This window comes from Companilactobacillus farciminis KCTC 3681 = DSM 20184 (assembly GCF_002706745.1).
GTDB classification, from domain to species: Bacteria; Bacillota; Bacilli; order Lactobacillales; family Lactobacillaceae; genus Companilactobacillus; species Companilactobacillus farciminis.
This window is the reverse complement of the sequence record NZ_CP017702.1, coordinates 1,583,487-1,607,511: the sequence shown is the minus strand read 5'-3', so window position 1 is coordinate 1,607,511 and position 24,025 is coordinate 1,583,487. Positions and strand designations below refer to the sequence as shown.

22 protein-coding genes are annotated in these 24,025 nt (G+C 36.5%); 16 read left to right on the top strand and 6 right to left on the bottom strand.

The features are described from left to right. Both LF20184_RS07790 and holA read left to right on the top strand, forming a co-directional pair. Positions 1-2,247, top strand: a complete 2,247-nt coding sequence (locus tag LF20184_RS07790; RefSeq protein WP_082607431.1) for a DNA internalization-related competence protein ComEC/Rec2 — start codon at positions 1-3, stop codon at positions 2,245-2,247. Further along, complete coding sequence (gene holA, locus LF20184_RS07785) at positions 2,222-3,235, top strand: DNA polymerase III subunit delta (protein ID WP_010020067.1); 1,014 nt, start codon at positions 2,222-2,224, stop codon at positions 3,233-3,235. The genes LF20184_RS07790 and holA overlap by 26 nt, the downstream gene beginning before the upstream one ends. A gap of 78 nt (positions 3,236-3,313) precedes the next feature. Here the strand turns inward: holA and rpsT are convergent, their stop codons facing one another. After that, positions 3,314-3,562 (bottom strand): 30S ribosomal protein S20, encoded by a 249-nt coding sequence (rpsT, locus tag LF20184_RS07780; RefSeq protein ID WP_010020066.1) that lies wholly within the window; start codon positions 3,560-3,562, stop codon positions 3,314-3,316. Between the two features lie 215 nt (positions 3,563-3,777). On the opposite strand from rpsT, the gene rpsO reads away from it, so the two are divergent. From rpsO to tig, 5 genes are all read left to right on the top strand, one after another. Next, positions 3,778-4,047 (top strand): 30S ribosomal protein S15, encoded by a 270-nt coding sequence (rpsO, locus tag LF20184_RS07775; RefSeq protein WP_010020064.1) that lies wholly within the window; start codon positions 3,778-3,780, stop codon positions 4,045-4,047. 173 nt (positions 4,048-4,220) lie between these two features. Then, on the top strand, positions 4,221-5,930 hold the full coding sequence (locus tag LF20184_RS07770) for a ribonuclease J (RefSeq protein WP_010020063.1): 1,710 nt from the start codon (positions 4,221-4,223) through the stop codon (positions 5,928-5,930). Between the two features lie 36 nt (positions 5,931-5,966). Next, a complete protein-coding gene (locus tag LF20184_RS07765; protein WP_010020062.1) occupies positions 5,967-6,914 on the top strand; it encodes a tetratricopeptide repeat protein in 948 nt (315 codons plus the stop codon). Positions 6,915-7,119: 205 nt separating this feature from the next. Beyond that, positions 7,120-8,310: an elongation factor Tu gene (tuf, locus tag LF20184_RS07760; protein ID WP_010020061.1), complete on the top strand. Its 1,191-nt coding sequence runs from the start codon at positions 7,120-7,122 to the stop codon at positions 8,308-8,310. 203 nt (positions 8,311-8,513) lie between these two features. Next, positions 8,514-9,800: a trigger factor gene (gene tig, locus LF20184_RS07755; protein WP_010020060.1), complete on the top strand. Its 1,287-nt coding sequence runs from the start codon at positions 8,514-8,516 to the stop codon at positions 9,798-9,800. Positions 9,801-9,890: 90 nt separating this feature from the next. Here the strand turns inward: tig and LF20184_RS07750 are convergent, their stop codons facing one another. Continuing rightward, positions 9,891-11,141 carry an ISL3 family transposase gene (locus LF20184_RS07750; RefSeq protein ID WP_056945266.1) on the bottom strand — a complete coding sequence of 417 codons (1,251 nt, stop codon included), beginning with the start codon at positions 11,139-11,141 and terminating at the stop codon, positions 9,891-9,893. Between the two features lie 259 nt (positions 11,142-11,400). Here LF20184_RS07750 and clpX point away from each other — a divergent pair, with 259 nt between their 5' ends. After that, the gene (gene clpX, locus LF20184_RS07745) at positions 11,401-12,648 is read left to right on the top strand and encodes an ATP-dependent Clp protease ATP-binding subunit ClpX (RefSeq protein WP_010020059.1); all 1,248 of its coding nucleotides are present in this window, start codon (positions 11,401-11,403) and stop codon (positions 12,646-12,648) included. A gap of 54 nt (positions 12,649-12,702) precedes the next feature. Continuing rightward, complete coding sequence (yihA, locus tag LF20184_RS07740; protein ID WP_010020058.1) at positions 12,703-13,287, top strand: ribosome biogenesis GTP-binding protein YihA/YsxC; 585 nt, start codon at positions 12,703-12,705, stop codon at positions 13,285-13,287. A 28-nt stretch (positions 13,288-13,315) separates the two neighbouring features. On the opposite strand, the gene LF20184_RS07735 is transcribed toward yihA, so the two are convergent. After that, positions 13,316-13,891, bottom strand: a complete 576-nt coding sequence (locus LF20184_RS07735) for a histidine phosphatase family protein (RefSeq protein WP_010020057.1) — start codon at positions 13,889-13,891, stop codon at positions 13,316-13,318. Between the two features lie 336 nt (positions 13,892-14,227). Here LF20184_RS07735 and tyrS point away from each other — a divergent pair, with 336 nt between their 5' ends. The 6 genes from tyrS (at position 14,228) to LF20184_RS07705 (ending at position 20,411) form a co-directional block, all read left to right on the top strand. After that, complete coding sequence (gene tyrS, locus LF20184_RS07730) at positions 14,228-15,472, top strand: tyrosine--tRNA ligase (protein WP_010020056.1); 1,245 nt, start codon at positions 14,228-14,230, stop codon at positions 15,470-15,472. A 268-nt stretch (positions 15,473-15,740) separates the two neighbouring features. Further along, positions 15,741-16,691, top strand: a complete 951-nt coding sequence (locus LF20184_RS07725) for an aspartate carbamoyltransferase catalytic subunit (RefSeq protein WP_010020054.1) — start codon at positions 15,741-15,743, stop codon at positions 16,689-16,691. Then, complete coding sequence (locus tag LF20184_RS07720) at positions 16,648-17,919, top strand: dihydroorotase (protein ID WP_010020053.1); 1,272 nt, start codon at positions 16,648-16,650, stop codon at positions 17,917-17,919. The genes LF20184_RS07725 and LF20184_RS07720 overlap by 44 nt, the downstream gene beginning before the upstream one ends. 16 nt (positions 17,920-17,935) lie before the next feature. After that, positions 17,936-18,628: an orotidine-5'-phosphate decarboxylase gene (gene pyrF / locus LF20184_RS07715; protein ID WP_010020052.1), complete on the top strand. Its 693-nt coding sequence runs from the start codon at positions 17,936-17,938 to the stop codon at positions 18,626-18,628. After that, on the top strand, positions 18,628-19,266 hold the full coding sequence (gene pyrE / locus LF20184_RS07710) for an orotate phosphoribosyltransferase (RefSeq protein WP_010020051.1): 639 nt from the start codon (positions 18,628-18,630) through the stop codon (positions 19,264-19,266). The genes pyrF and pyrE overlap by 1 nt, the downstream gene beginning before the upstream one ends. Further along, positions 19,266-20,411 carry a quinone-dependent dihydroorotate dehydrogenase gene (locus tag LF20184_RS07705; RefSeq protein WP_010020050.1) on the top strand — a complete coding sequence of 382 codons (1,146 nt, stop codon included), beginning with the start codon at positions 19,266-19,268 and terminating at the stop codon, positions 20,409-20,411. Before pyrE ends, LF20184_RS07705 begins: the two co-directional genes overlap by 1 nt. A gap of 329 nt (positions 20,412-20,740) precedes the next feature. Here the strand turns inward: LF20184_RS07705 and LF20184_RS07700 are convergent, their stop codons facing one another. Further along, on the bottom strand, positions 20,741-22,327 hold the full coding sequence (locus tag LF20184_RS07700; protein WP_056945247.1) for an L-lactate permease: 1,587 nt from the start codon (positions 22,325-22,327) through the stop codon (positions 20,741-20,743). Between the two features lie 114 nt (positions 22,328-22,441). Continuing rightward, a complete protein-coding gene (locus LF20184_RS07695; protein WP_010020048.1) occupies positions 22,442-22,705 on the bottom strand; it encodes a hypothetical protein in 264 nt (87 codons plus the stop codon). A gap of 124 nt (positions 22,706-22,829) precedes the next feature. Between LF20184_RS07695 and LF20184_RS07690 the strand changes: the two genes are divergently transcribed. Then, positions 22,830-23,327, top strand: coding sequence for an acyl-CoA thioesterase (locus tag LF20184_RS07690; protein WP_010020046.1), 498 nt, complete (start codon positions 22,830-22,832; stop codon positions 23,325-23,327). A 70-nt stretch (positions 23,328-23,397) separates the two neighbouring features. Here the strand turns inward: LF20184_RS07690 and LF20184_RS07685 are convergent, their stop codons facing one another. Next, positions 23,398-23,940, bottom strand: coding sequence for a hypothetical protein (locus tag LF20184_RS07685; protein WP_010020045.1), 543 nt, complete (start codon positions 23,938-23,940; stop codon positions 23,398-23,400). Between the last annotated feature and the right edge of the window lie 85 nt (positions 23,941-24,025).

Here is a 24,025-nt window from a genome sequence, read left to right as displayed (position 1 = left end):
ATGAAGGATTACTTTATTTTTCCGGCTATTATGGTCAGTATTGTCGTGGCAGCGATATTTGAATCTACCTGGTTTTGGAGTTTGGCAGTGATTTTAATAGTTAGATTAGTCTGTTTAAAAAAGCCGGTAGTATTGATTGTCACGCTCGTACTAGCTATGATCACGGGTATTCGATGCCAAAGCTTTGTTCAGGAACCGAAATCGACAAACTTTCAGACAGCTATTTTTTCTCCCGATAAAATATCAGTCAATGGTGATATTTTGAATGGCGAATTGAAAGCTGACCGAAATTATCGATTTATTTATCGGATTAAAACGGAGCGTGAACAAAAGATTTGGAAAGATTTATCTGAATTAACGATAGCTCAAGTAAAAATAGCAAAAAAGCAACCTCTATCAGGACCGCGCAATCCAGGAGAATTCAATTTTAAAAAATATGCACAGCATAAAGGCGTTTTTTATCAAGTGAATTTACAGAGTATCGATCACTTGCAAAAGATGCAGCCAAAAACAATATCAGAAAAAATAAATGTTTTACGAATACATATAATCAATCATCTGTCATACTTGCCAAAATGGTTAAAGATTCATGCGCAGAGTTTATTAGTCGGCTATGTGCCTAGTTCAGAGAAAGATTTCCTCAAGACTTTGAGTATTTTAGGAATCATTCATTTATTCAGTTTGTCAGGGCTACATGTTTTAGTGATTCTAACTTTTGTAAGAAAGCTGACCTCTTTTTTTAGGATTCCCGTTGATTGGGTAGATGGTTCGTTCTTATTGATTTTACCGTGTTATGGATTATTAGTAGGATCAAAAAGTGGTATTTGGCGAGCAATTATTTTAGCAATGTTAGCGATGATTTTGAAGAAGATGCAGATATCGATCAGCAAATTAGATTTATTTAGTTTGACCTTGTTAGTTTGTACACTGATTTATCCATTTGCCATGATTGAAATGGGTGGACAATTGAGTTTTCTATTATCTTTTACAATTTTATATTTATATGAAAGAACAAATTTATTGTTAACGACTTTTAAAATGAATTTGGTCAGTCTTCCACTGATTTGTTATTATACGTATCAATTCAATTGGTTGACTATTATCGTGAATATTATTTTTGTGCCATTGTTTATGATGGTGATTTTGCCGATCACAATAGTTTCTGCCATCACTGTTCATTGGTCGTTTTGGGATTTCGTAAATAAAATTTTTGACCAGTTGTATCGATTTTTGGATAGTATAGCTTTAAATAGGCAATTTGGGTTTATTACTGGTCAATTTCCGATTGCATTAGTGCTGTTACTCGTAATCATTACACTTTTCTATGTAGAAAGTCGCAATTTTTGGAATCGTTACTTGTTGAGCTATCTGGTTGTATTTTGGGGATGCGTCTTCTTGAATAAGTTTCCTCTTGTTGGTTCGGTCAATTTGATTGATATTGGACAAGGAGATAGTATCTTGATCACTACGCCTCTGAATCGAAAAGTCGTCATGATCGATGTAGCCGGTAAGGTGCATTTTCCCACTAAGCCTTGGGCAAAGCATGATAGTGGCAATCAAGTTGACTTCAATACTTTGCCTGTTTTGAAATCAAAAGGAATCAGTCACGTTGATAAGTTATTTTTGACCCATAAAGATGTCGACCATATTGGAAATCTAGAAACGATTTTGACTAAATTCGATGTTAAAGAAGTTAATTTTGGAATCGGCTTAGAAAACGATCCGAAAATTAAAAAGACTATCCAAAAACATCCGCAAATCAAATTTAAAAATCTACATCAAGGAGATAGAGTAAAAGTCGGAACGCTTGATTTTCAAATTTTATGGCCGAAAAAAAGCGGCAAGGGCGAAAACAGTGACTCTTTGACGTTGTTAACCAAAATACAACAAAAAAATTGGTTATTTACTGGGGACTTGGACATTCCATCGGAGAATAAGATTTTAAAAAAGTATCAATTCAAAGTGGATTATTTAAAACTCGGTCATCATGGTTCTAAAACTTCGACTGGCGATAATTTATTGCAAGTTACTAAACCTAATGTTGGTTTGATTTCTGCAGGGATCAATAATCGCTATGGTCATCCTAATCAGGAGACTTTGACACGTCTGAAAAACCATCAGGTCCAATATTTTAATACGGCCGAATATGGTATGATATCTTGGTATTATAATTTCTTCAATAATGAAGAAAGATTAACGACATTTTTAAAGGGTGACTTGATTGAAGGTAACGGAACTAAAAAATAATTTAAAACAAGGTAATTTAAGTAATGTTTATTTGATTACCGGTAAAGAACAAGTTTTTATCAAAGAAATTCAAAAGTCATTTAAAGAGATCATGTCGGCTGAAGAACGAGAAATGAATTTTTCCAACTTTGACTTGGAAGAAGTATCGATTGCTGATTTGATCAATGAAGCAATTTCAGCACCTTTCTTTGGTGAACGACGACTAGTTTTTGCTCAACATCCATATTTTTTAACGGGCGAAAAAACTAAAAATGTTATTGAACAAAATGTTGATTTACTGATTAAATACATTCAAGATCCGACGCCATCGACGATTTTAGTTATTTTTGCATCGTATGATAAATTGGACGCACGAAAAAAAATTACTAAGCAACTTAAAAAGCTAGCTACTGTAGTTGATGCTGGTCAAATGGAAGGTCCGGTCTTGAATCGAACAATTAAGGCAGACTTGAACAAAGCTGGCTATGAGATTGAACCAGCTGCGTTGGAATTGCTGATCAATAAAACTAAAGGTAATTATTCTTTGATTACTAATCAGTTGGATAAGTTGAAATTATATTCATTACAAACTAAAAAGATTGATCAAACAGCCGTAAATGAATTAGTTCCACAGTCTTTGGAAGATAATGTTTTTGATTTAACGACTCAAATTCTTAATAAGAACATTTATAAGGCGGAAGAATTGTACAATCAATTTCTTTTACAAAAAATTGACCCAATCTTATTGGTAGCAATTATCATTTCACAACTTAGATTGTTGATTCAAATTCAAATCTTGTCAGAAAAGGGACTTTCGGAAGGGACGATTGCCAAGAATTTGCGTTTGAATCCTTACCGAGTTAAGTATTCTTATCGACAAGCCAAGTCATTGAACCGTAAACGACTTCAAGTAATGTACTCCGATTGTGTCAATCTTGATTATCAAATAAAATCAGGACAGGGCGATAAGGAATTACTATTTGATCTATTTATTGCTAAACATGCATAAAAAAAGGGCCCGGATATCAATATCCGAGTCCTTTTTTTTGGACAAAATAAAAAAGCAACCTTCTGGCTGCTTATATCATTAATTCAATTTTGCAAGTCTTGACTTATCACGAGCAGCCTTGTTAGCCTTGATTAGGCCTTTTGACTTAGCCATGTCAATAGCACGGACAGCTGTTCTGAACAATTCGTCTTTGTTGTCAGCGTTTTTGGCAGCTGATGTTTCAAAGTTCTTAATTGCTGAACGCATTGAACTCTTTTGTGCATTGTTGCGAAGGTTTGCGCTTTCTGCAGTCTTTACACGTTTCATAGCTGATTTAATTTGTGGCATTAATTTCACCTCCGATTACCTAGTAAGCTTTAAAACTCAATACATAGAATTATACATAATTCGCATTAGCAATGCAACGAATTGTGTATTTTTTTTCGCTATTGCAAAAATATCTATTTTGTAGTAAATTTATTAGTTGTGTTAACCATGCTCTGTTTGACGAATCACCAACGCAAGCATAGTTTGGCTAAATTTATAAGGAAAAGGTGAAATAAATGGCTATTTCAAAAGAAAAGAAAAACGAAATTATCAAGCAATATGCACGTAAAGACGGAGACACAGGTTCTCCAGAAGTACAAATTGCTGTATTAACTTATGATATCAACGCACTTAACGACCACTTGAAGGTTAACAAGAAAGACCACCACTCATATGTTGGTCTACTTAAGAAGATCGGTCACCGTCGTAACTTATTAGGTTACCTACGTAACAAAGATGTTCAACGTTACCGTGAATTGATCAAGTCATTGGGTCTACGTCGTTAATAATTATTTTAGGAGTTTCCATTATGGAACTCCTATTTTTTTTGCTTATTTTCTCTAAAACACTGTTGATATGGTAGAATAAAAAACAGGTATAGCTTAAATAGTCTTAAAAGACTTCAAAATCACAATAGAATATTATGATCTATGCTATTTTAATGAAATGAGAGATGAAAATGGATAAAAAAATTAAAATAATTTTGTTAAGTGGCGTACGTGAAAATGGAAAAAATATGTACGCAGTAGAAGTAAATGATGAGATTTATATTCTCGATATTGGTTTGCAATATCCTGATAATGATCTTTATGGAATCGATGTCGTCGTACCTGATATGACTTACATCAAGAAAAATATTGATAAAGTAGTAGGAATTTTCTTGTCACATGGACACGCTGATGCCATTGGCGCTTTGCCATATTTGATCAGTGAATACGATATTCCAGTCTTTGGTTCAGAAATGTCAATTGAACTTGCTAAGATCGTTTGTGCAAATGATCGTCGTAGTAAGAAGTTCTCAGATTTTCATGTTATCGATGAAAACACAGCTATCGACTTTAACGAAGCTTCAGTGTCATTTTTCAAGACGACTCACTCAATCCCTGGTTCATTAGGAATCGTTATCAAAACGAGTGAAGGTCAAATTGTTTATACTGGTGATTTCAAGTTCGACCAAGCTGCTGCTCCAATTTATAAGACAGATTACGGTCGTATTGCTAAAATCGGTAGCGAACGTGTCTTGGCTTTATTGAGTGACTCTGCTAATGCCGAATCACCTTACGAAAATTCAAGCGAAAAAGATATCTACGAATATATTTTTGATACTTTTAGCTATCACACAGGAAGAATTATCGTAGCTCAAGTTGCTTCTAATATTCAAAGAATGCAACAAGTATTAGACGCAGCTGATAAGACGGGTAGAAGAGTCTTTTTGTCCGGAACCGACGCTGAAAAGATTTTGAAGACAGCGATGAAGTTGAACTACCTAACTATTAAGAACAAAGAATTATTAGTTAAACCTAAGGAATTAAAGAACGTCGATAAGGATAAACTAGTCATTATCGAAACTGGTAAGATGGGCGAACCAATCAAAGTCTTGCGTAAAATGGCTAACCCTGCTGCAAAGACGAAGTTCCAAATTGAAGAGGGCGATTTAGTCTTTATTGCTACAACACCTTCACATGCGATGGAAACAACTGTTGCTAAAGCTCGTGATGCCATTTATCGTACCGGAGCTGAAGTTAAAGCCTTGAGTGATGACAAGCATTCATCAGGTCACGCTAATAAATCTGATTTGCAATTGATGATCAATTTGTTGAACCCTGAAAACGTTATTCCAATTCAAGGTGAATATCGTTTATTAGATGCTCACGCTAGAATTGCTCATGAAACTGGCGTTCCTTATCAAAATATTTTCCTAACTAAAAAAGGTGACGTTCTCAATTACGAAAATGGTCAATTTTATCAAGGAAAAGGCGTTGATGCTGGTGATACGATGATTGATGGTATTGGTATCGGCGATATCGGTAGTATTGTGCTCCGTGACCGTGAATTATTGGCCGAAGACGGCGTCTTTATCGCAGTCGCTACAATTGACCGTAAAAAGAAAAAAGTCGTTGCTAAGCCTAAAATAACTGCACGTGGCTTCGTTTATATGCGTGCTAGTCGTGACTTGTTGAGCGAAAGTTCAGATATTATCGTTAATACGATCGTCGACTACATGCAAACAAGCAAAGATTTCGATTGGTCAGACTTGAAACAAAATGTTCGTGACAAATTAAATCATTTCTTGTACGAACAAACTAACCGTCACCCTGTTATTTTGCCAGTGATCATGGAAGTGAACCAAAATAGACATAGAAAGTCTAAGTCAAAAGCAAAAAAATAGAATAAGTAATTTATTCAGAGATGGTTGAGGTACTTTATGAGCGACTCAGATAATCTAAAAAAAATCCTAGATCAAGCTCAAGATGCCTTTGATCAAGGTGACTGGGAAGAGTCAACCGACTTATTTACGCAAGCGTATGCTATGCAGCAGACGTTTGATATCAATAAGGGGTTGGCCGCTTCTTTATTGAATCAGAAAAGACCTGGGGATGCTGAAGCAGTTATTTTAGATTATTTTAATTACTACCTCAGTGAGCCCGAAACGGCTCAGATGGCATTGGACATTATTTTAGAGAATAATGATTTTTTGCTAGCCAATCAATTATTGAACTTTTATGATGCCAATCCGATGCCAAACATTAAACGGGACTTTTTAGATGAAGTCGTTAAACGGATTCAAATTGCTGAAGATAGACATGAACGCGCCTTTAAGCCGGAAAAAGAAACAATAAAAAACCGTCTCTTGTCGATCGTAACTGAACCAACGAGTGAACAAATTCAATTATTGCGAAAGTTGCGGGAATTTAGAAAAGACGATTACATCGAAAATGCTAAGATTTTATTAGACAATCCCTTGCTGCATCCGCTTTTAAAGAGTGAAGCCTTGGAGAATTTATTGAAGCTTGGACTAGATGAAAATATCGATATTTCTTTTTACGGCGAAAATAAAACTTGCAATCCAAGCAAGTTAATGCCTATTATGTCAACTGATGTCTATTTGAAAATGTGTGACGAACTAGAAAAATTATTGACTGATAAAAATGAAACTCAGTTGGAAAACTTTAAAGGTGAATTGTCACTTTACGCGGCATTTGTCTATCCGTTTGGGGAAGAAATAATAAAAAGCCCTGAACTCTGGACAAAGGCGATGCTTTTAAGGTATGGTTTAGTGGATGATTCACAAGTTAGTGATAATCAGGGGCTAGATAATGTAAAAACTTGGCTAAAAAGATTCGATAATCTGATTGATGCCTTTCAAGAGTGAAAAAATTAAACTTTTTTCGCTTTGAGTATTTACAATTATGCTTACGCCCCGTATAATCCAAAGAGTATATTTTTAGTCGGTGATTTGCGTTGAATTAATTTGCTTTCACCTCTGAAAGTAGTATAATTTTTCAGTAAAGAGTCGTCTAAAGAACATTTTCTTTGGATCAATCTTATGAAATGAAATTTTAGGAGGATTCTTTGTAATGGCAGAAAAAGAACATTATGAGAGAACAAAGCCCCATGTAAATATTGGGACAATTGGTCACGTTGACCACGGTAAGACTACTTTAACAGCAGCAATCACTAAGATTTTGGCTGACAAAGGTTTAGCTAAAGCTGAAGATTACGCTGATATCGATAAGGCCCCAGAAGAAAAGGAACGTGGGATTACAATCAACACTGCTCACGTTGAATACGAAACTGAAAAGCGTCACTATGCACATATCGATGCTCCAGGACACGCTGATTACGTTAAGAATATGATCACTGGTGCTGCACAAATGGATGGTGCCATCCTTGTTGTTGCTGCAACTGATGGTCCTATGCCACAAACTCGTGAACACATCTTGCTTGCTCGTCAAGTTGGTGTTGAATACATCGTTGTCTTCTTGAACAAGACTGACCTTGTTGATGACCCAGAACTAGTTGATCTAGTTGAGATGGAAGTTCGTGAACTTCTATCAGAATACGATTTCCCAGGGGATGACATTCCGGTAGTACGTGGTTCAGCTTTGAAGGCTCTTGAAGGAGACCCTGAAGAAGTAAAACACGTTGAAGAACTTCTTGATGTTGTTGATGAATACATCCCAACACCAGAACGTGATAATACAAAACCATTTATGATGCCCGTTGAAGATGTCTTCACTATCACAGGTCGTGGTACTGTTGCATCTGGTCGTATCGATCGTGGTGAAGTTAAGATCGGTGACGAAGTTGAAATCGTTGGTTTGAAACCAGAAATCGAAAAGTCAACTGTTACAGGACTAGAAATGTTCCGTAAGACTCTTGATCTTGGTGAAGCCGGAGATAACGTTGGTATCTTACTACGTGGTATTAACCGTGATGAAATCGAACGTGGACAAGTTCTTGCTAAGCCAGGTTCAATCCAAACTCACAACAAGTTCAAGGGTGAAGTTTATATCATGAGTAAAGAAGAAGGTGGACGTCATACTCCATTCTTCTCAAACTACCGTCCACAATTCTACTTCCATACAACTGATGTTACTGGTGTTATTGAACTACCAGATGGTGTAGAAATGGTTATGCCTGGTGACCAAGTTACTTTTGAAGTTGACTTGATTGCTCCAGTTGCTATTGAAGAAGGTACAAGATTTACTGTTCGTGAAGGTGGCCGTACTGTTGGTGCCGGAGTTGTTACAGAAATCTTAGACTAATTCTAAGTGGTAATGATTTTAAAGAGTTGGTTAATCCAACTCTTTTTTTTATGCTTAAATATTCAAAAATGCTGCAAAGTATTTTATAATGTAACAATGATGTCTAAAATTACCTAGAAATGACGACGAATGTTTACAATATTGCCATTTTAGGGTAATATTACAAAGTATGAGATCGTTGAAATACCGGAGGGATAATATAAATGTCTGCTAAGGCTAAATTTACAAAAAAAGAAAACAATACTGGTGAATTGAAATTTGAAATTGACCAAGACACAATCAAACAAGGTTTAGATACTGCATTTAACCGTGTTAAGAAGAGTTTAAATGTACCTGGTTTCAGAAAAGGTAGAGTACCTCGTCAAATCTTCAACCGTATGTATGGTGAAGAAGCATTGTACGAAGACGCCTTGAACGCTGTTTTACCAACTGCATATCAAAATGCTGTCGATGAAACTAAAGTAGAACCAGTTGATCAACCACAAATCAACGTTGAATCAATGGAAAAAGGTCAACCATGGGCTATTACAGCTGTTATTACTGTTAAACCTGATGTTGAACTTGGTGACTACAAAGGTATCGAAGTTAAGAAGCAAAAACGTAATGTTATGAAAGCTGACGTTGAAGCTCGTTTAGAAGAACTACAAAAGCAACAAGCTGAATTAGTTCTTAAAGACGGTAAAGCTGAAAAAGGCGATACAGTAATTATTGACTACGTTGGTACTGTTGATGGTAAAGAATTCGATGGTGGCAGTGCTCAAAACTACTCACTAGAACTTGGTTCAGGTACATTCATTCCTGGATTCGAAGACGAATTGATTGGTCACTCAGCTGGCGAAGATGTTGACGTTAACGTTACATTCCCAGAAGATTACCAAGCAAAAGATTTAGCTGGTAAGAAAGCTATCTTCAAGACAAAACTTCACGAAGTTAAGACAAAGGAATTGCCAGAATTAGACGATGACTTTGCTAAGGATGTTGACGAAAATGTTGACACACTTGAAGAACTAAAGACTAAGATCCATGACGAAATCAAGGATCAAAAGAAAGAAACTGCTGAAGAAAACATTCAAGAAGAAGCCATCTCAGGTGCTGTAAAGAACGCCAAGATTGATGACATTCCTCAAGCAATGATCGACACAGAAGTTGAAAATCAATTGAACCAATACTTAGCTAACTTACGTCGTCAAGGTATCGATCCTAAGTTGTACTACCAAATGACTGGTACAACAGAAGACGATTTGAAGAAGCAATTTGCTAAAGATGCTGAAGAACGTGTTAAGACTGACTTAGTTATCGAAGCAATCGTTGCTAAAGAAGATATCAAACCTTCAGAAGACGAAATCAAAGCTGAAATCAAGTCATTGGCTGACGAATACAAGATGGAAGAAAAAGCAGTTAGAAATGCACTTTCAGATGATATGTTAGCTCATGATATTGCTGCTAAGAAGGCAATTGAATTGATCGTTGACTCAGCTGTTGAAAAATAAAGCTAAAAGCTGTTAAACTTAGGCTCTAAGTCAAATCGTATTGGTGAGACTTTTTAGAGCATTTACCACACCATTTATGGTGTGGTTTTTTTATGCGATGATAAGTCTGATCCTCACAAAGAAGTTATGGAGATTCCGGAACCCATAGCAGTTATGTTTAAGCTTTTTGATCTTTCCAATCAATCCTTCAAGAGGACCATTGGAATATGGCAATTCGCAGCTGTTGACTAGATATTTGTAGTTGTTCTTAAAAGTGGTTATAGCAGTATCCATTGAGCTCCCATTGTTTTTATATTCTTGCAATGTTTGCTTAAGCAATTCAGGGTCCTTAGATTTTATTGAACGTAGAACGTTCTGGTAAGTCTGGTATACATCTTTGAATACTGGATCGGCATCAAGACCAATGTCTACAAGATTCTGTTGAGTCATATACTCGTTGATACCAAAGATATATCTAATGTTGGCTTGATCCAATTCATCATCAAATAAGTGGAACATCCGCCATTGGCTTTTAAGAGCTTTGTATTCACGAGACTTTTTGTCACTGAGACTATTCAGTACAGACAAACGTGCTTTATCCAGCGCTCTTCCGACCAGTTGAACGATATGGAATCTATCAACGATTATCTTTGCGTTTGGGAATAATCTTCTTATGACACCTTGATAATTGGCATTCAGGTCTATCGAGACTGATTCGACTTGTTGTCTCTCAGATAATGAATACTCTCTTTTAAAGTGTTCGATTATCTTCATCGAAAGACGATTGGGCAAAAGGGTGATCATTTGGTGAGAGTCTGCATCGCAAGCTATAAAAGAAAACAAATGATTGGCAGACCTGAACTCATCGATGCAGATATTCTTTGGTAGTAAACGTGCTCTTTTAGGTAATTGAAGTCTGCCATATATCTTTCTGGCGACTGTGCTAGCAGATATCCCCAGCATCATAGCGATGGATTTGAAGGTAAAGGATTGTTTTGCCAAAAGTATGATCAGTTGATCTATTTGACGAGACATTGATTGATTCTTTTCTACCAGGTTAGTATGTGCTCCACAAGTCGTTTTACATGATCTACACAAATAGCGCTGCTTCCAGAGTTTCAAATGATATTCGGAACCGTTGAGGCTGCCTAAGCGGACATTGGTTTCTCTAGCTCCGTTCTTGATCAAGCAATCGAACCCGCAATTAGGACATTTCTTCAAGCGATACGATAATCTTCCTTCGATGACCTTGATATGGAGCTTTTGACTGCCACGGAATATCACTTTGTCATTTGAATTTAAGATATCGATATTTGTGTCTGTTATATTTAGAAGATTTAAGATAGAATTTAATTGGGGCATCACAGTATCTCCTTTGTACGATTTGGTTTGGTTGCTTAAATCATAACATTGGACTGTGAGGTCCTTTTTGTATGCCCAAAAGAAGACAATAAAAAACTGGCATTGGCTTTCACCAATACCAGAAAGTTTAGACCCTAAACTTAAGGAAGCCGTAAGGCTTTCTTTTTTTATCACGAACGACTTAGAAACTAATTACTTTACTCTTAATTATTACAATGCTAGACTTTCAAAGTATTGGAACTATTGAAGGAGAATAACTATGTTTGATAGTACAGAAAATACTGGCACGATTAGCTGTTCATTTTGTGGTAAAACACAAGATCAAGTAAAGAAAATCGTTGCTGGTCCCGGTGTCTATATTTGTAATGAATGTATTGATTTATGCAAAGAGATTATCGATGAAGAATTAAATGAAGCTGCACCACTTGATTTAGACAACATTCCTACACCTGTAGAAATTAAAAAAATCTTGGACGAATATGTGATTGGACAAAAATCTGCCAAACGTGCTTTGTCAGTTGCTGTTTATAATCACTATAAGAGAATTAATAAAATGGAACACCTTAAAGACGGTGAGACTGAGCTTCAAAAGAGTAATATTGCCTTAATCGGACCTACTGGTTCAGGTAAAACTTTCTTAGCTCAAACCTTAGCTCGTATTTTGAAGGTCCCATTTGCTATTGCCGATGCTACTACGCTTACTGAAGCTGGTTACGTTGGTGAAGATGTTGAAAACATTTTGCTTAAGTTGCTTCAAAACGCTGACTTTGATGTGGACAAGGCGGAACACGGAATCGTATATATTGATGAAATTGACAAGATCGCTAAGAAGAGTGAAAATGTCTCAATTACACGTGATGTTTCTGGTGAGGGTGTCCAACAAGCCCTTTTGAAGATTCTTGAAGGAACAATTGCTAGTGTGCCACCACAAGGTGGAAGAAAGCATCCACAACAAGAACTTATTCAAATTGATACAACTAATATTCTCTTTATCGTCGGTGGGGCTTTTGATGGTATTGAACAAATCGTTAAGAACCGTTTAGGCGATAAGACGATTGGTTTTGGTGCTGAACAAAAAGCTAGCGTTGCTGAAGAGAAGAACTTGATGAAACAAATCATTCCAGAAGACTTGATGAAGTTTGGTATTATTCCAGAATTTATCGGTCGTATTCCAATCGTTACAGCTTTGGATAAACTTACTGAAAGTGATTTGGTTGAAATCCTTACTAAGCCTAAGAATGCTCTTGTAAAGCAATATAAGGAACTTCTAGGACTTGATGGGGTTGACTTAGTCTTCACTGATGATGCTCTTAAAGAAATTGCTAAGATGTCAATCGAAAGAAATACCGGAGCTCGTGGTTTGAGATCAATTCTTGAAGAAACGATGCTCGATACGATGTTCGATATTCCTGGTCGCGATGACATTGAAACAGTTAAAGTTACTAAAGATGCCGTTAGAAAAGTTAAAGAACCAGAAGTTATTTTGAAAAATGGAGAGGTTGCCTAGTGGGCAGCCTTTTTTTATACTAAATATGATAAAATTATGAGATTGAGGTGAATTATGCAAGTAAATAATGTTTCGATGAATTTGAGTGCAGTAAGCTCTAAGCAGTACCCTGATGAAGGATACCCTGAAATAGCTCTTCTAGGCCGTTCTAACGTCGGTAAATCTTCTTTGATTAATACGTTGATCAATCGTAAAAGCTTTGCGAGAACGTCTAGTACGCCTGGTAAGACGCAAACACTTAATTTCTACAATATTGAGGACCAATTGTACTTAGTTGACGTCCCTGGATACGGTTTTGCAAAAGTATCAAAGAAACAACGTGAAGAATTCGGTGCAATGATCGAAGAGTATTTGACTACTCGAAAAGTTTTAAAAGGGGTAGTTATTTTAGTTGATGGTCGTCGTAGTCCTAGTGACGATGATGTTTCGATGTATCAATTCGTCAGTTACTATCACATTCCTACGTTGATCGTGGCTACGAAGATGGACAAAGTAAAACGTAATCAATGGAATAAGACAATCAGCCAAGTCAAGAAAACAATGGACATCAATCAAACTGATGATCTACAATTGTTCAGTTCTGAGACTAAATCTGGTAAAGATGAAGTTTGGAATTGGATCGAAAGTCATATGCAATAAAAAAATCGACTATCGCAGTCGATTTTTTTTATTGCGGAAAATTTATAATTTTTTCAAAATGAAATTTATTATTTTCAAAAGTATATTTTAAAATGCTGCAATTCGTGAAACCACTTTGAAAAATCTTTTGAATGTCAGTCCAAAGATCAGAAAACATCATCATAGCACCAGCATGACTAACGACTAGCACTGTTTGATTATCTTGATTCATAATGTCTTGTAGAGTAGTGGCAATTCTTTTTTGAGCAGCTTGATTATCTTCGCCACCAAATTGGACGTAATAATCGCCAAAATGCTTATCAGGGTCTATTTTAGGATGCAGATATTCATGTTCACCCTCAAAGACACCAAAGGATAGCTCTTTTAGACCTTTTAAGCGCGTATATGGCATGTCAGTTACAAGTTCTAAGGTATCGCTGGCACGCTCAGCAGTCGAGCAATAGGCCGCATCAAATTGAATCTTGTTGTCCCGAAAGTATTGACCAGCAACTTTGGCTTGTTGTATTCCTTTTTCGGTTAAAGGAGAGTCACACCAGCCTTGAATCTTTTTTTGAACGTTAAACAAAGTTTCACCGTGTCGCATGATATAAAGTGTCTTTTTCATTTGCATTTCCCCCTCATAGAAAACACTTACATTATACAATAACTTGTAAAAAGACCTTGAAAAAAATTATGGCTCTGTGTATCATCATACTTATAATAAGATTTTGGTTTTAGAACAAGTAATGGTTTGTTTCAGTGTTCAGAGAATTGACGGTTGGTGCGAGTCAAGCAGGATAAATCACGAAATACGAAATCAAAATTCACGTCCAGTCGATGGAATAAAGTGCAAGTATACGATTACTTGAATTTGGGTGGTACCGCGCATAAAGCGTCCCTGCAATTACTGCAGAGGCGCTTTTTTTATTACTCGATTCGGACAATTACAGGAGGAAAATTTATGAACATTATTGATGAATTATCATGGCGTGGTTTGATCAATCAACAATCTGATGAAGAGGGATTGAGAAAATTAGTTGATGAAAAGGCAATTTCTTTATACTGTGGAATGGATCCAACAGGAGATTCAATGCACATCGGTCACTTGTTGCCTTTTATGACTTTGGAAAGATTTGCTAAAGCTGGTCATCATCCTTATATCGTTATCGGTGGAGCTACTGGTTCAATCGGTGACCCAAGTGGTAAAAAAGCTGAACGTCCTATGCAAACCATGGATCAAGTTAACCACAACGTAGAGGCTTTGAGTAACCAAGCTAATAAGATCTTCAGTAACTTTACAATGGTCAATAACTACGACTGGACTCATCAAATTGGGATTTTGGACTTCTTGCGTGATTACGGTAAATTATTTAACGTTAATACAATGTTGAACAAGGAAATTATTTCTAGTCGTCTAGAAGTTGGTATTTCCTTTACTGAATTTACTTACCAAATCTTGCAATCACTTGATTTCTTGACACTTTACCGTCAACACAACGTGCAATTGCAAGTTGGTGGTGGTGACCAATGGGGTAATTTGACTGCTGGTTTGGATTTGATCCACAAAGCTGAAGGTCAAGATGCTAAAGTTTATGCTTTGACAATTCCATTATTGCTTAAAGCTGATGGTACAAAATTCGGTAAGACAGCTGGTGGTGCTGTATGGCTTGATCCTAAGAAGACTTCACCTTACGAATTCTATCAATTCTGGTTCAACCAAGATGACAAAGATGTTATCAACCTATTGAAGAAATTCACTTTCTTGTCAAAAGAAGAAATTGATAAATTGGCTGACGCAGTTAAGACCGCACCTGAAAAACGTTTGGCCCAAAAGACTTTGGCTGAAGAAGTTACTAAATTCGTTCACGGTGAAGAAGCCTTAAAGACTGCTGAAAAGATCACTGAAGTATTGTTCTCTGGTGAAATCCAAGAATTGACAACCGAAGAAGTTGCTGAAGCTTTCCACGGTGTTCCTAGTGAAGAAATCTCAAGTGACCCTATCAATTTAGTTGACCTCTTGATTGCTGTTAATGTCGATAAGTCAAAACGTCAAGCTCGTGAAGATATTCAAAATGGCGCTATTAGAATCAATGGGGAAAGATTGACTGATACAACAACTGAAATCGATCCAAAAGATTCATTTGACGGCAAGTACATCGTAATTCGTCGTGGTAAGAAGAAATATTTCTTAGCAAAAATTAACTAATACTATTGACTGAGAATGTGAAATCGTTTATATTATTTGCAACGAAAACTTTTAATCGAGTCCTGTGAGGCTTGGAAGGTTACTTACACATTAGACAGAAAAAGTGTAAACTTCCTTTCCTTGTGGGATAGGAAGTTTTTTGTTTACTAAAAAATAAATAGTCAGGGAACTTTTAAATAGATCCAGTGAGGTCTGAAAGGTCGGTTGAACACCAAACTTTTTAGGGGTAGCTGGATAAAAGCTATCCCTTTTAATTTGGAGGAAAACAATGAAAAATATACTTTCTATGTCACAATTATCAAACGAAGAGGTACTGAACTTAATTGATTCTGCAATTGATTTCAAGGCCGGCAAGAAATCAGAAATCGGCCAAGATAAATTTGCCATCAATTTGTTTTTTGAAAATAGTACGAGAACAAAATCTAGTTTCCAAGTAGCTGAAATGAAGCTAGGGATGAAAGAAATCGAATTTGAAGCCTCAACATCTTCAACATCTAAAGGCGAAACGCTCTATGATACGGTCAAGACTGAAGAGAGTATCGGCGCTAGCGTAGCAGTCATTCGTCACAGCCAAGATAAGTACTATGAAGACTTAGTAAACAATCACAATTTAAAGATTCACATCATCAACGGTGGCGATGGTACTGGTCAACATCCTTCACAATCACTCTTAGATTTAATGACGATTTACGAACATTTTGGCAGCTTTGATGGTTTAAAAGTTGGTATTATCGGGGACTTAAGTCATTCACGAGTAGCGCATTCTAATGCTGAAATTTTAACAAGACTAGGGGCATCAGTTTGCTTCGGTGGATTAGATTCATGGTACACGCCAGAATTTGCAGAAATTGGACCACATATGAGTGTCGACGAACTTTGTCAAGAAATGGACGTTGTAATGCTACTTAGAGTTCAACACGAACGTCTTTCTGCTGAAGAAAACAAAAACTTCTCCAAAGCTGATTATTTTGAAAAATACGGTTTAGATATGGATCGTGTCAATATGATGAAGCCAGATGCAATGATCATGCACCCAGCACCAGTTAACCGAGGAGCAGAAATCGCTGATGATGTTGTGGAATGCGACAAATCATACATCTTCCCCCAAATGGCTAACGGGGTCTTTATGAGAATGGCAATGATTGAAGCAGTTTTAGAAGGAGATAATGCAGAAGATGAACTTACTGGTCAAAAATGCAAAATTGTTCTACATAAATAAATTAATCAATTGCGATTTGTTAATCGAAAATGGCAAGTTTTCTAAAATTGCAGAAAACATTCATCCTCAAGGCAGTAAAATAATCGATGCTAAGTTTAATTTAGTTACGCCGGGTTTGGTTGATATCCACGTTCACTTCAGAGAACCAGGTCAAGTTCACAAAGAAACAATCGAGACAGGAACCAAAGCTTCAGCTCACGGTGGTTTTACGACAGTTGGTGCGATGCCTAATGTTATTCCAGTACCTGACGATGCCGACAAATTTTCTAAACAGATTGAACTTAATCAAAAGAATTCGGTTATCCATACTTTGCAATACGCACCAGTTACTAAGGATGAAACTAGCGATGAATTAGTTGATATTGAAGAATTGGATAAATTGGGAGCTTTCGCCTTTTCTAATGATGGACACGGAATTATGAATGCTAAGTCGATGTTTGATGCGATGGAAAGAATTGCAGCTATCAACAGCCACCTAGCAGCTCATGTCGAAGATAAGAATCTCTTTAATAAAGGTGTAATCAATTTTGGACCAGCAGCCACACGTTTAGGCTTGCCAGGCATTCAACAAGTAGCAGAAACGTCACAGTTGGCTAGAGATCTGATGCTTGCTAAGGAAACTGGCGTTCACTACCACGTCTGTCACATTTCTACTAAGGACGGCGTTGATTTAGTCAGAATGGCTAAGGATGCTGGAATCAACGTTACTTGTGAAGTATCGCCACATCACTTGTTGTTGAGCGAAGACGATATTTTGACAGATGATGCTAATTTCAAGATGAATCCACCATTGCGTAGTGAAAATGATCGAAAAACGTTGATCCACGGTCTCCAAGATGGCACGATCGACATGATTGCAACTGACCATGCGCCACACGCTGAAAATGAGAAAAATCAAGGTTTTGAAAAGAGTGCTTTTGGAATAACAGGTATCGAAACAAGTTTTCCATTGATGTACAGTCGTTTGGTCAAGACCGGAATTATCAGCTTAGAAAAATTATTGAACCTGATGTCGACTAATCCAAGTAGGATTTTTGACTTAAATGAAGCTGGAGAAATCAAGCTCGGACAAAAGGCTGATTTTTCAATTATTAATTTAGCTGATGAATTTGAAATCAACAAAAAAGATTTTATTTCCAAAGGTTTCAATAGTCCTTTCATTGGACAAAAAGTCTTTGGAGCAGTGCAACAAACTTATTGTGATGGACAACTAGTCTATTCAAAATAAAGAACGAGGGGTAAAGATGAATAAGCCAGTAATAGTAGCGTTAGATTTTGCAGATGATTTTGAATGTATTAATTTTTTGAACCAATTTCCTAAGGATCAAAAGTTGTTTTTGAAGATTGGCTTGGAAATGTTTTGTCAATTCGGTTATCCGTTTGTCAGAAATTTGAGAGAGCGTGGTTACAATATTTTCCTTGATTTGAAGTTGCATGATATTCCCAATACAGTTAAGAGAACTTGCGAAATGATTGCCAAGTGGGATGTTCAAATGCTTACAGTGCATGCTAGTGGTGGTGCTGAAATGATTGCTGCAGCTAAGAAGGGCTTAGCAGGTTCTGATACGAAATTATTAGCAGTTACCCAGTTGACTTCATTAGGACAAACTGAATTAAGGGATGAATTGCAAGTGCCATTGAAATCTCAAGATTACGTTACTCATCTAGCAAAATTAGCGTTTGATAACAAGGCCGACGGTGTCATTTCATCAGCTTTGGAAGTGCCAATGATCAAACAAGCTACTAGCGAAGACTTTTTATGTGTTACCCCTGGTATTCGTCCCAAAGCATCACAAGTGGAAGATCAAAAACGTGTCGCTACACCAGCTAAAGCTAAGACTTTAGGTAGTGATGCCATTGTGGTTGGTCGTCCGATTACTTTAGCTGAAAATGGTTATCAAGCATACATGAATATTTGTAAGGAGTGGAATAAATAATGGATACAGTCTCAGTCGCAAACAATATTGCCAGTCAATTATTAAAGATCAAGGCGGTGACCTTGAATCCTAAGGAACCTTTCGTATGGGCTAGTGGTATTAAGGCACCGATTTATACGGACAATCGTTTGACCATTGCTTATCCAGATTTTCGCCAAACAATTGCGCATGATTTAGCCGAATTGATCAAAGAAAAATATCCTGAAGCTGAAGTTATCGGAGGAGTTGCCACAGCCGGAATTCCACACGCTACTGGTGTTTCTAATATTTTGAACTTGCCACTGAACTACGTCCGTCCGCAAAAAAAAGACCACGGCAAGAAGAGTCAAATCGAAGGTCGCTGTCAAAAGGGTGACAAAGTTGTTTTGATTGATGACTTGATTTCAACTGGTGGTAGTATTTTAAAAGCTGTTAAGGCTGTTGAAGAAGAAGGCGGAGATGTAATTGGAACAGTCGCAATTTTCTCCTATGATTTGCCAGAAAGTACCAAGAATTTCGCCGATGCGCACACTAAATTATTTACATTGACAGATTATCCAACCATGATTCAAGTAGCTCAACAGTTAAACTACGTTGAAGAAAGCGATATGGAATTATTGCAACAATGGTATCAAGATCCAGAAAGTTGGGGTAAATAATGAGTCTATACAAGTTAGTTCGTCCAGTGATTTTCAAAGGTGATCCTGAAGTCGACCATCATTTGGTGGCTAGTGGTTTGAAGATGTTTAATAAGACGCCAGAAATTTTGGAAACAATGTTTCAAGCTAAAAAGCCTAATAATATTAAGGTGACCGTCAAAGGAGTTACTTTCGATTCACCAATTGGTATTGCTGCAGGTTTTGATAAAAAAGCTGAATTTTATAACAGTTTGGGTGCTTTAGGTGCAGGATTTGTTGAAATTGGAAGTGTCACCAAGAATGATCAACCCGGCAACAAGAAAAAACGGATCTTTCGTTTGCCAGAAGACAACGCTATTATCAATCGTATGGGTTTGAATAATTTGGGCGTTGAAGAAACAAGACATCACTTGGCTAATACTCCTAAACACGTCAAAGTTGGTATCAGTGTAGCCCCAGGGCATGGTTTGAGTAGTGAAGAAATGGTCGAAGAGATGGTTGAAGACATCAAGGAAATCCATTCTTTTGGTGATTACATCGCTTTGAATCAAAGTTGTCCTAATCAAAAGGGTGTCACGACTTTACAAGAAATTCCTGTAGCTAAGAACTTGTTGCAAAAGATTCACAATTTGCACATCAAAGAACCGGTTTTTTGTAAATTTGGCAATGACATCACTGCTGAACAACTAATTGAATTGATTCAAGAAACTGACGGTTTAATGGACGGAATTATTTTAACTAATACAGCTTCAAACCCTAGTCCAATTCATGACAACCTCAAGTCAGCTCATAAAAATGAAGGCGGTGGCCTCAGTGGCAAGCCAATCTTCAAGAAATCATTGAGTTTAACTAAGGCAATCCATTCAGCTTTTCCAGATTTACCGATCATGTTTTCTGGTGGGGTGTTCACGCCTGAAGATGCCAAAGCAGCTTTAATTGCAGGCGCAAGTTTAGTTCAAGTTTATACAGGCTTTATTTATAACGGACCTACGTTAATGAAACAAATTAATCAATATTTATCAGAAAATGAAATTATTAATTCAGATGATTATCAAAATGTTTGTGAAGCACCAATTAGAGATTCTGAAGATATAACCGTTGCACCAATTAACGAAGATAAAAAAGTGGAATTGGACGCCAATTCTGGCGCATCATTTCACGAATAACAAAAAAGAGCCAAGATTGTATTTTTCTACAATCTGGGCTCTTTTTTAACCTTGGTTAGTGGGAGTATTTCGTCCTCCATAGCAAAGAAAATTTGGCTGGAACGTAGTGGGCACGATTTTGAGCTTTTGCATAAACCAAGTGCACAAAATCTCAAAACTCGACCTTATTCTAAGCAACAAGTTGCTAAGAATAAATTCACTACTGAGCCAATTTTCTTTGCTACTCCGGACTAGACAGTGGTTTTATATTTTTATACAGTCAAACAAATAAGCATCTATTCAGATAATGGTAGCCATTAATTGATTTGAATAGATGCCATTTTTAATTTTTAGATAACGAGTGTGAAGATAAAACCGACGATACCAACGACTAGTCCGTAAATTAAGGCCGGTACAGCGGTTTTTCTTAAAATGTTACCCTCTTGACCGGTAAGACCAACAACTGAACTAACTGAAACGATGTTGTGAACGCAGATCATATTACCTGCAGCTGCACCGATCAATTGAGCAGCTAAAACTAGGTCAGTACCGACGCCAGCTTTAGTAGCAATATCGGCTTGAATCTGTCCAAAAGTCAAAGTTGAAACGGTCGTACTACCAGTGACAAATGAACCTAATTGTCCTAAGAACGGTGCAATGACGATCCAAACGGAAGATAAGTATTTGGAAATAACTTGAGCGATGTACATTGGCATGCTAGGGATGTTGCTTTGATTTAATTCTGAGTTAGTAAAAATTTGTACCATGATCAAAGTTACTATTAAAGCAATCGCAGTGGATTTCATTGAAAAAGCAACTTTTTTAGCAGTAGGTAAGAAAGATTTGAGCGATTTAACTTGAAGCAATAGACCGATGATGGCGGCAATTGTCAACAAAGTACCAGGAGAGTAGAGAAACTCCCAGTCAGAGTTGATTTGTTTGAAGCCGAGGATATTATTCCAAGATAAGTTAATGTTTTGCGTTAAAAAGTTCTTTAAAGGCATGATAGTTCTTGTGGCTAAAAGTAACAAAATAACAACGATGTATGGTGACCAAGCTGTCAGTAGGGACATTGAATGATCGGACTTAATTTCCTTAGTTGAAGTTGTCCAAGGTTTTTGAAGAATTTTCTTCGGCAATAGGAAGTTGATTTTGATAGAAATAATGGCAACGATAATAGTGAAGAATGGTGCTAAAATTGCTACGAATTCGTAACTGATCAAAAATGAAACTATTAAAGCGAATAGACTGTAAACTAGGCCGATGAATAAAGTCCAAGGTACTAAAGCTAAAAAGTCTTTTGATTTCTTTTCGTCATTTTTACCAAAGAGGAATATCAGCATGAAGACTAGTAAAAGTGGCATGAACGTTCCAGAAAATAAGTCTAATTGAGTGATACGTTGGCCGATATTATTTAAGAAATCGCTCTTGTCGCTGACGTTACTCAAACCAACTGTCAAAGGTGTTCCCACGGCACCAAAAGAAGCAGGCGTCGAATCAGCTACTAGTGATAAAGTAACTGCAGCCATAGGCGAGTATCCTAAAGCAATCATCAAAGGAGCTGTAACCATTGCTGGCGTACCGAATCCAGAGACTCCTTCAATCAGACCACCAAATAAGAAGGCGACTAAAATCAATTGGAGTCGCATATCTGCGGAAATTTGATGAAATCCAGAATTGATACGATCAATTGCTCCAGTGTGTTGCAAAATATTTAGCATCATCAAGGCACCGAATAATATCCAGAGAATGGGCAAAGCTTTGTGAACAGATTGGAGAATCGATGCTAACAATACCTTGCTAGGCATTTTCCAAAAGAAATAACCCTCTAATAAAACGATAGTTGCACTGATCGACATCCCTTTGGTAGCTGGCATATTGAGAATCCCCAAAAGAATTAGTGGCAAAATAACAGCTGAAAGTGCGATTAAAATCATAAAAAACTCCCTCTTTTAAATTAATTTTATATATTATATAATTTTTTACTTATATTTGGGAACAGATTTCGAAAAAAATTTAATCAAAAAACGAACCTAAAATAATAGGTTCGTTTATAGCATTTTAAGAGGACCACCATCGATGCCTTTGGTAACGGTTACACCAGTTGGGTCAATGTCAGTGTTCTCAGACAATAGTTTATTCAAATGTCTATTAAAGTCTTCCTCATCTAGTTGTGATTTAACGTGCCAGGATGAAAAATCACCATTAGTAAAAATATCGCCGAGTTTCTCAAAAGCTTCGATTTTTTTAGGATCGATTAAATTGTCAGATTTAATATCTACAAAATAGTTGGTATACCACAATAAGAACGCCATAATTTCCTCCGAAAGTTATATTACTACTATCATAATATAATTTATTTGGTAGCGGTTAACTTTTTGTTAAAAAAGATTGTTCCTATTACTAGCTACTATTAGAATATCTTTAGAGGGGTAGATTATGATTCAAAAGACATGTCAGCAAACTAGAACTATTAGTGAACGAATTATTTTTGATAAAGATTTAAACGATAAAAGAACGCTCTTTGGTGGCAAGACTTTGAGTTTATTGGATGAGAACGCCGGTTTAGCTAGTTTTAAGTTCGTCAAAGGTAAGATTGCTACGGCGGGATACGATCATATTAATTTTTGGAATCCAATTACGACTGATAAGTACATCAAAATGGAGTCTTTTGTGACAGGTGTTTATCATCGACAGATAGAAGTTTTTACCAAGATAATCAGTCGGGACATAAAAACTGATCAACCAGAGATTGCTTTCACCAGCTTTTGTACTTTGATAGTCTTAAAATCTAATAATGAAATAGCAATTCCTGAAATCATCCCAGAGACTGCCGAGGAAAAATACCTTTGCCAAGGATTTGAAAATCGTTTAAAGCAAAGAAAAACTGAATATTTACGAAAAAATGAATTCTTAGGACATTTGAGTCTAAATTAAAGGAAACTGAGATGAAAATTAAAAGCCCCACTAGAGTGTATGATGACATTCTAGTGAGGTTATTTTTGAATCAATTGATCTTCTCAGCTAATTTTTTTAGAACGTTGCTCAAACGATACAGAGTATTTTTAGAATCGTGAAATTGATTATAGCTCAAATCTAAGTCAATTTTGTCTTGATTGATTTCGAGTCGCAAAAAAAACGGTTTTCTCAAAAAAGGCAAGAATGATTGCTTAGCAGGCTTGATAGTCAAAAGATTATTTAAATCGTATTGATTGTCGCGCTCGATAATTTTGAAGCCTTTGATCTGCGAGTAACTGATAAATTGAAATTCAGTTCGGTTGGGAAAAAGAATCATCTTCAATTTATCCCAATATGAGTTCATTTTGTAGTACGAAATACCATGATTTTCTAGTTGCCAATGACCAAAAATTTTTGGTAAATTGACTGGAAAATAGACACAAAGTAGCAAAAATAAAACTGCCAAAAATGATATTATTGCAATTTTAATGTTAACGGTTAACCCCAAACCACCAACTAAAAAACTACCAATAAAACTGACAATTAATGGACGATGATTGATTCTTTTTCCGAATTCGATCGTATCAGTCATTCTAATGTCTCCCTCTTAAATCTAATAATATTGTAATATTTTGTAATCGTTTACACAACTGGCATTAAAGGAAAATTTATTTACA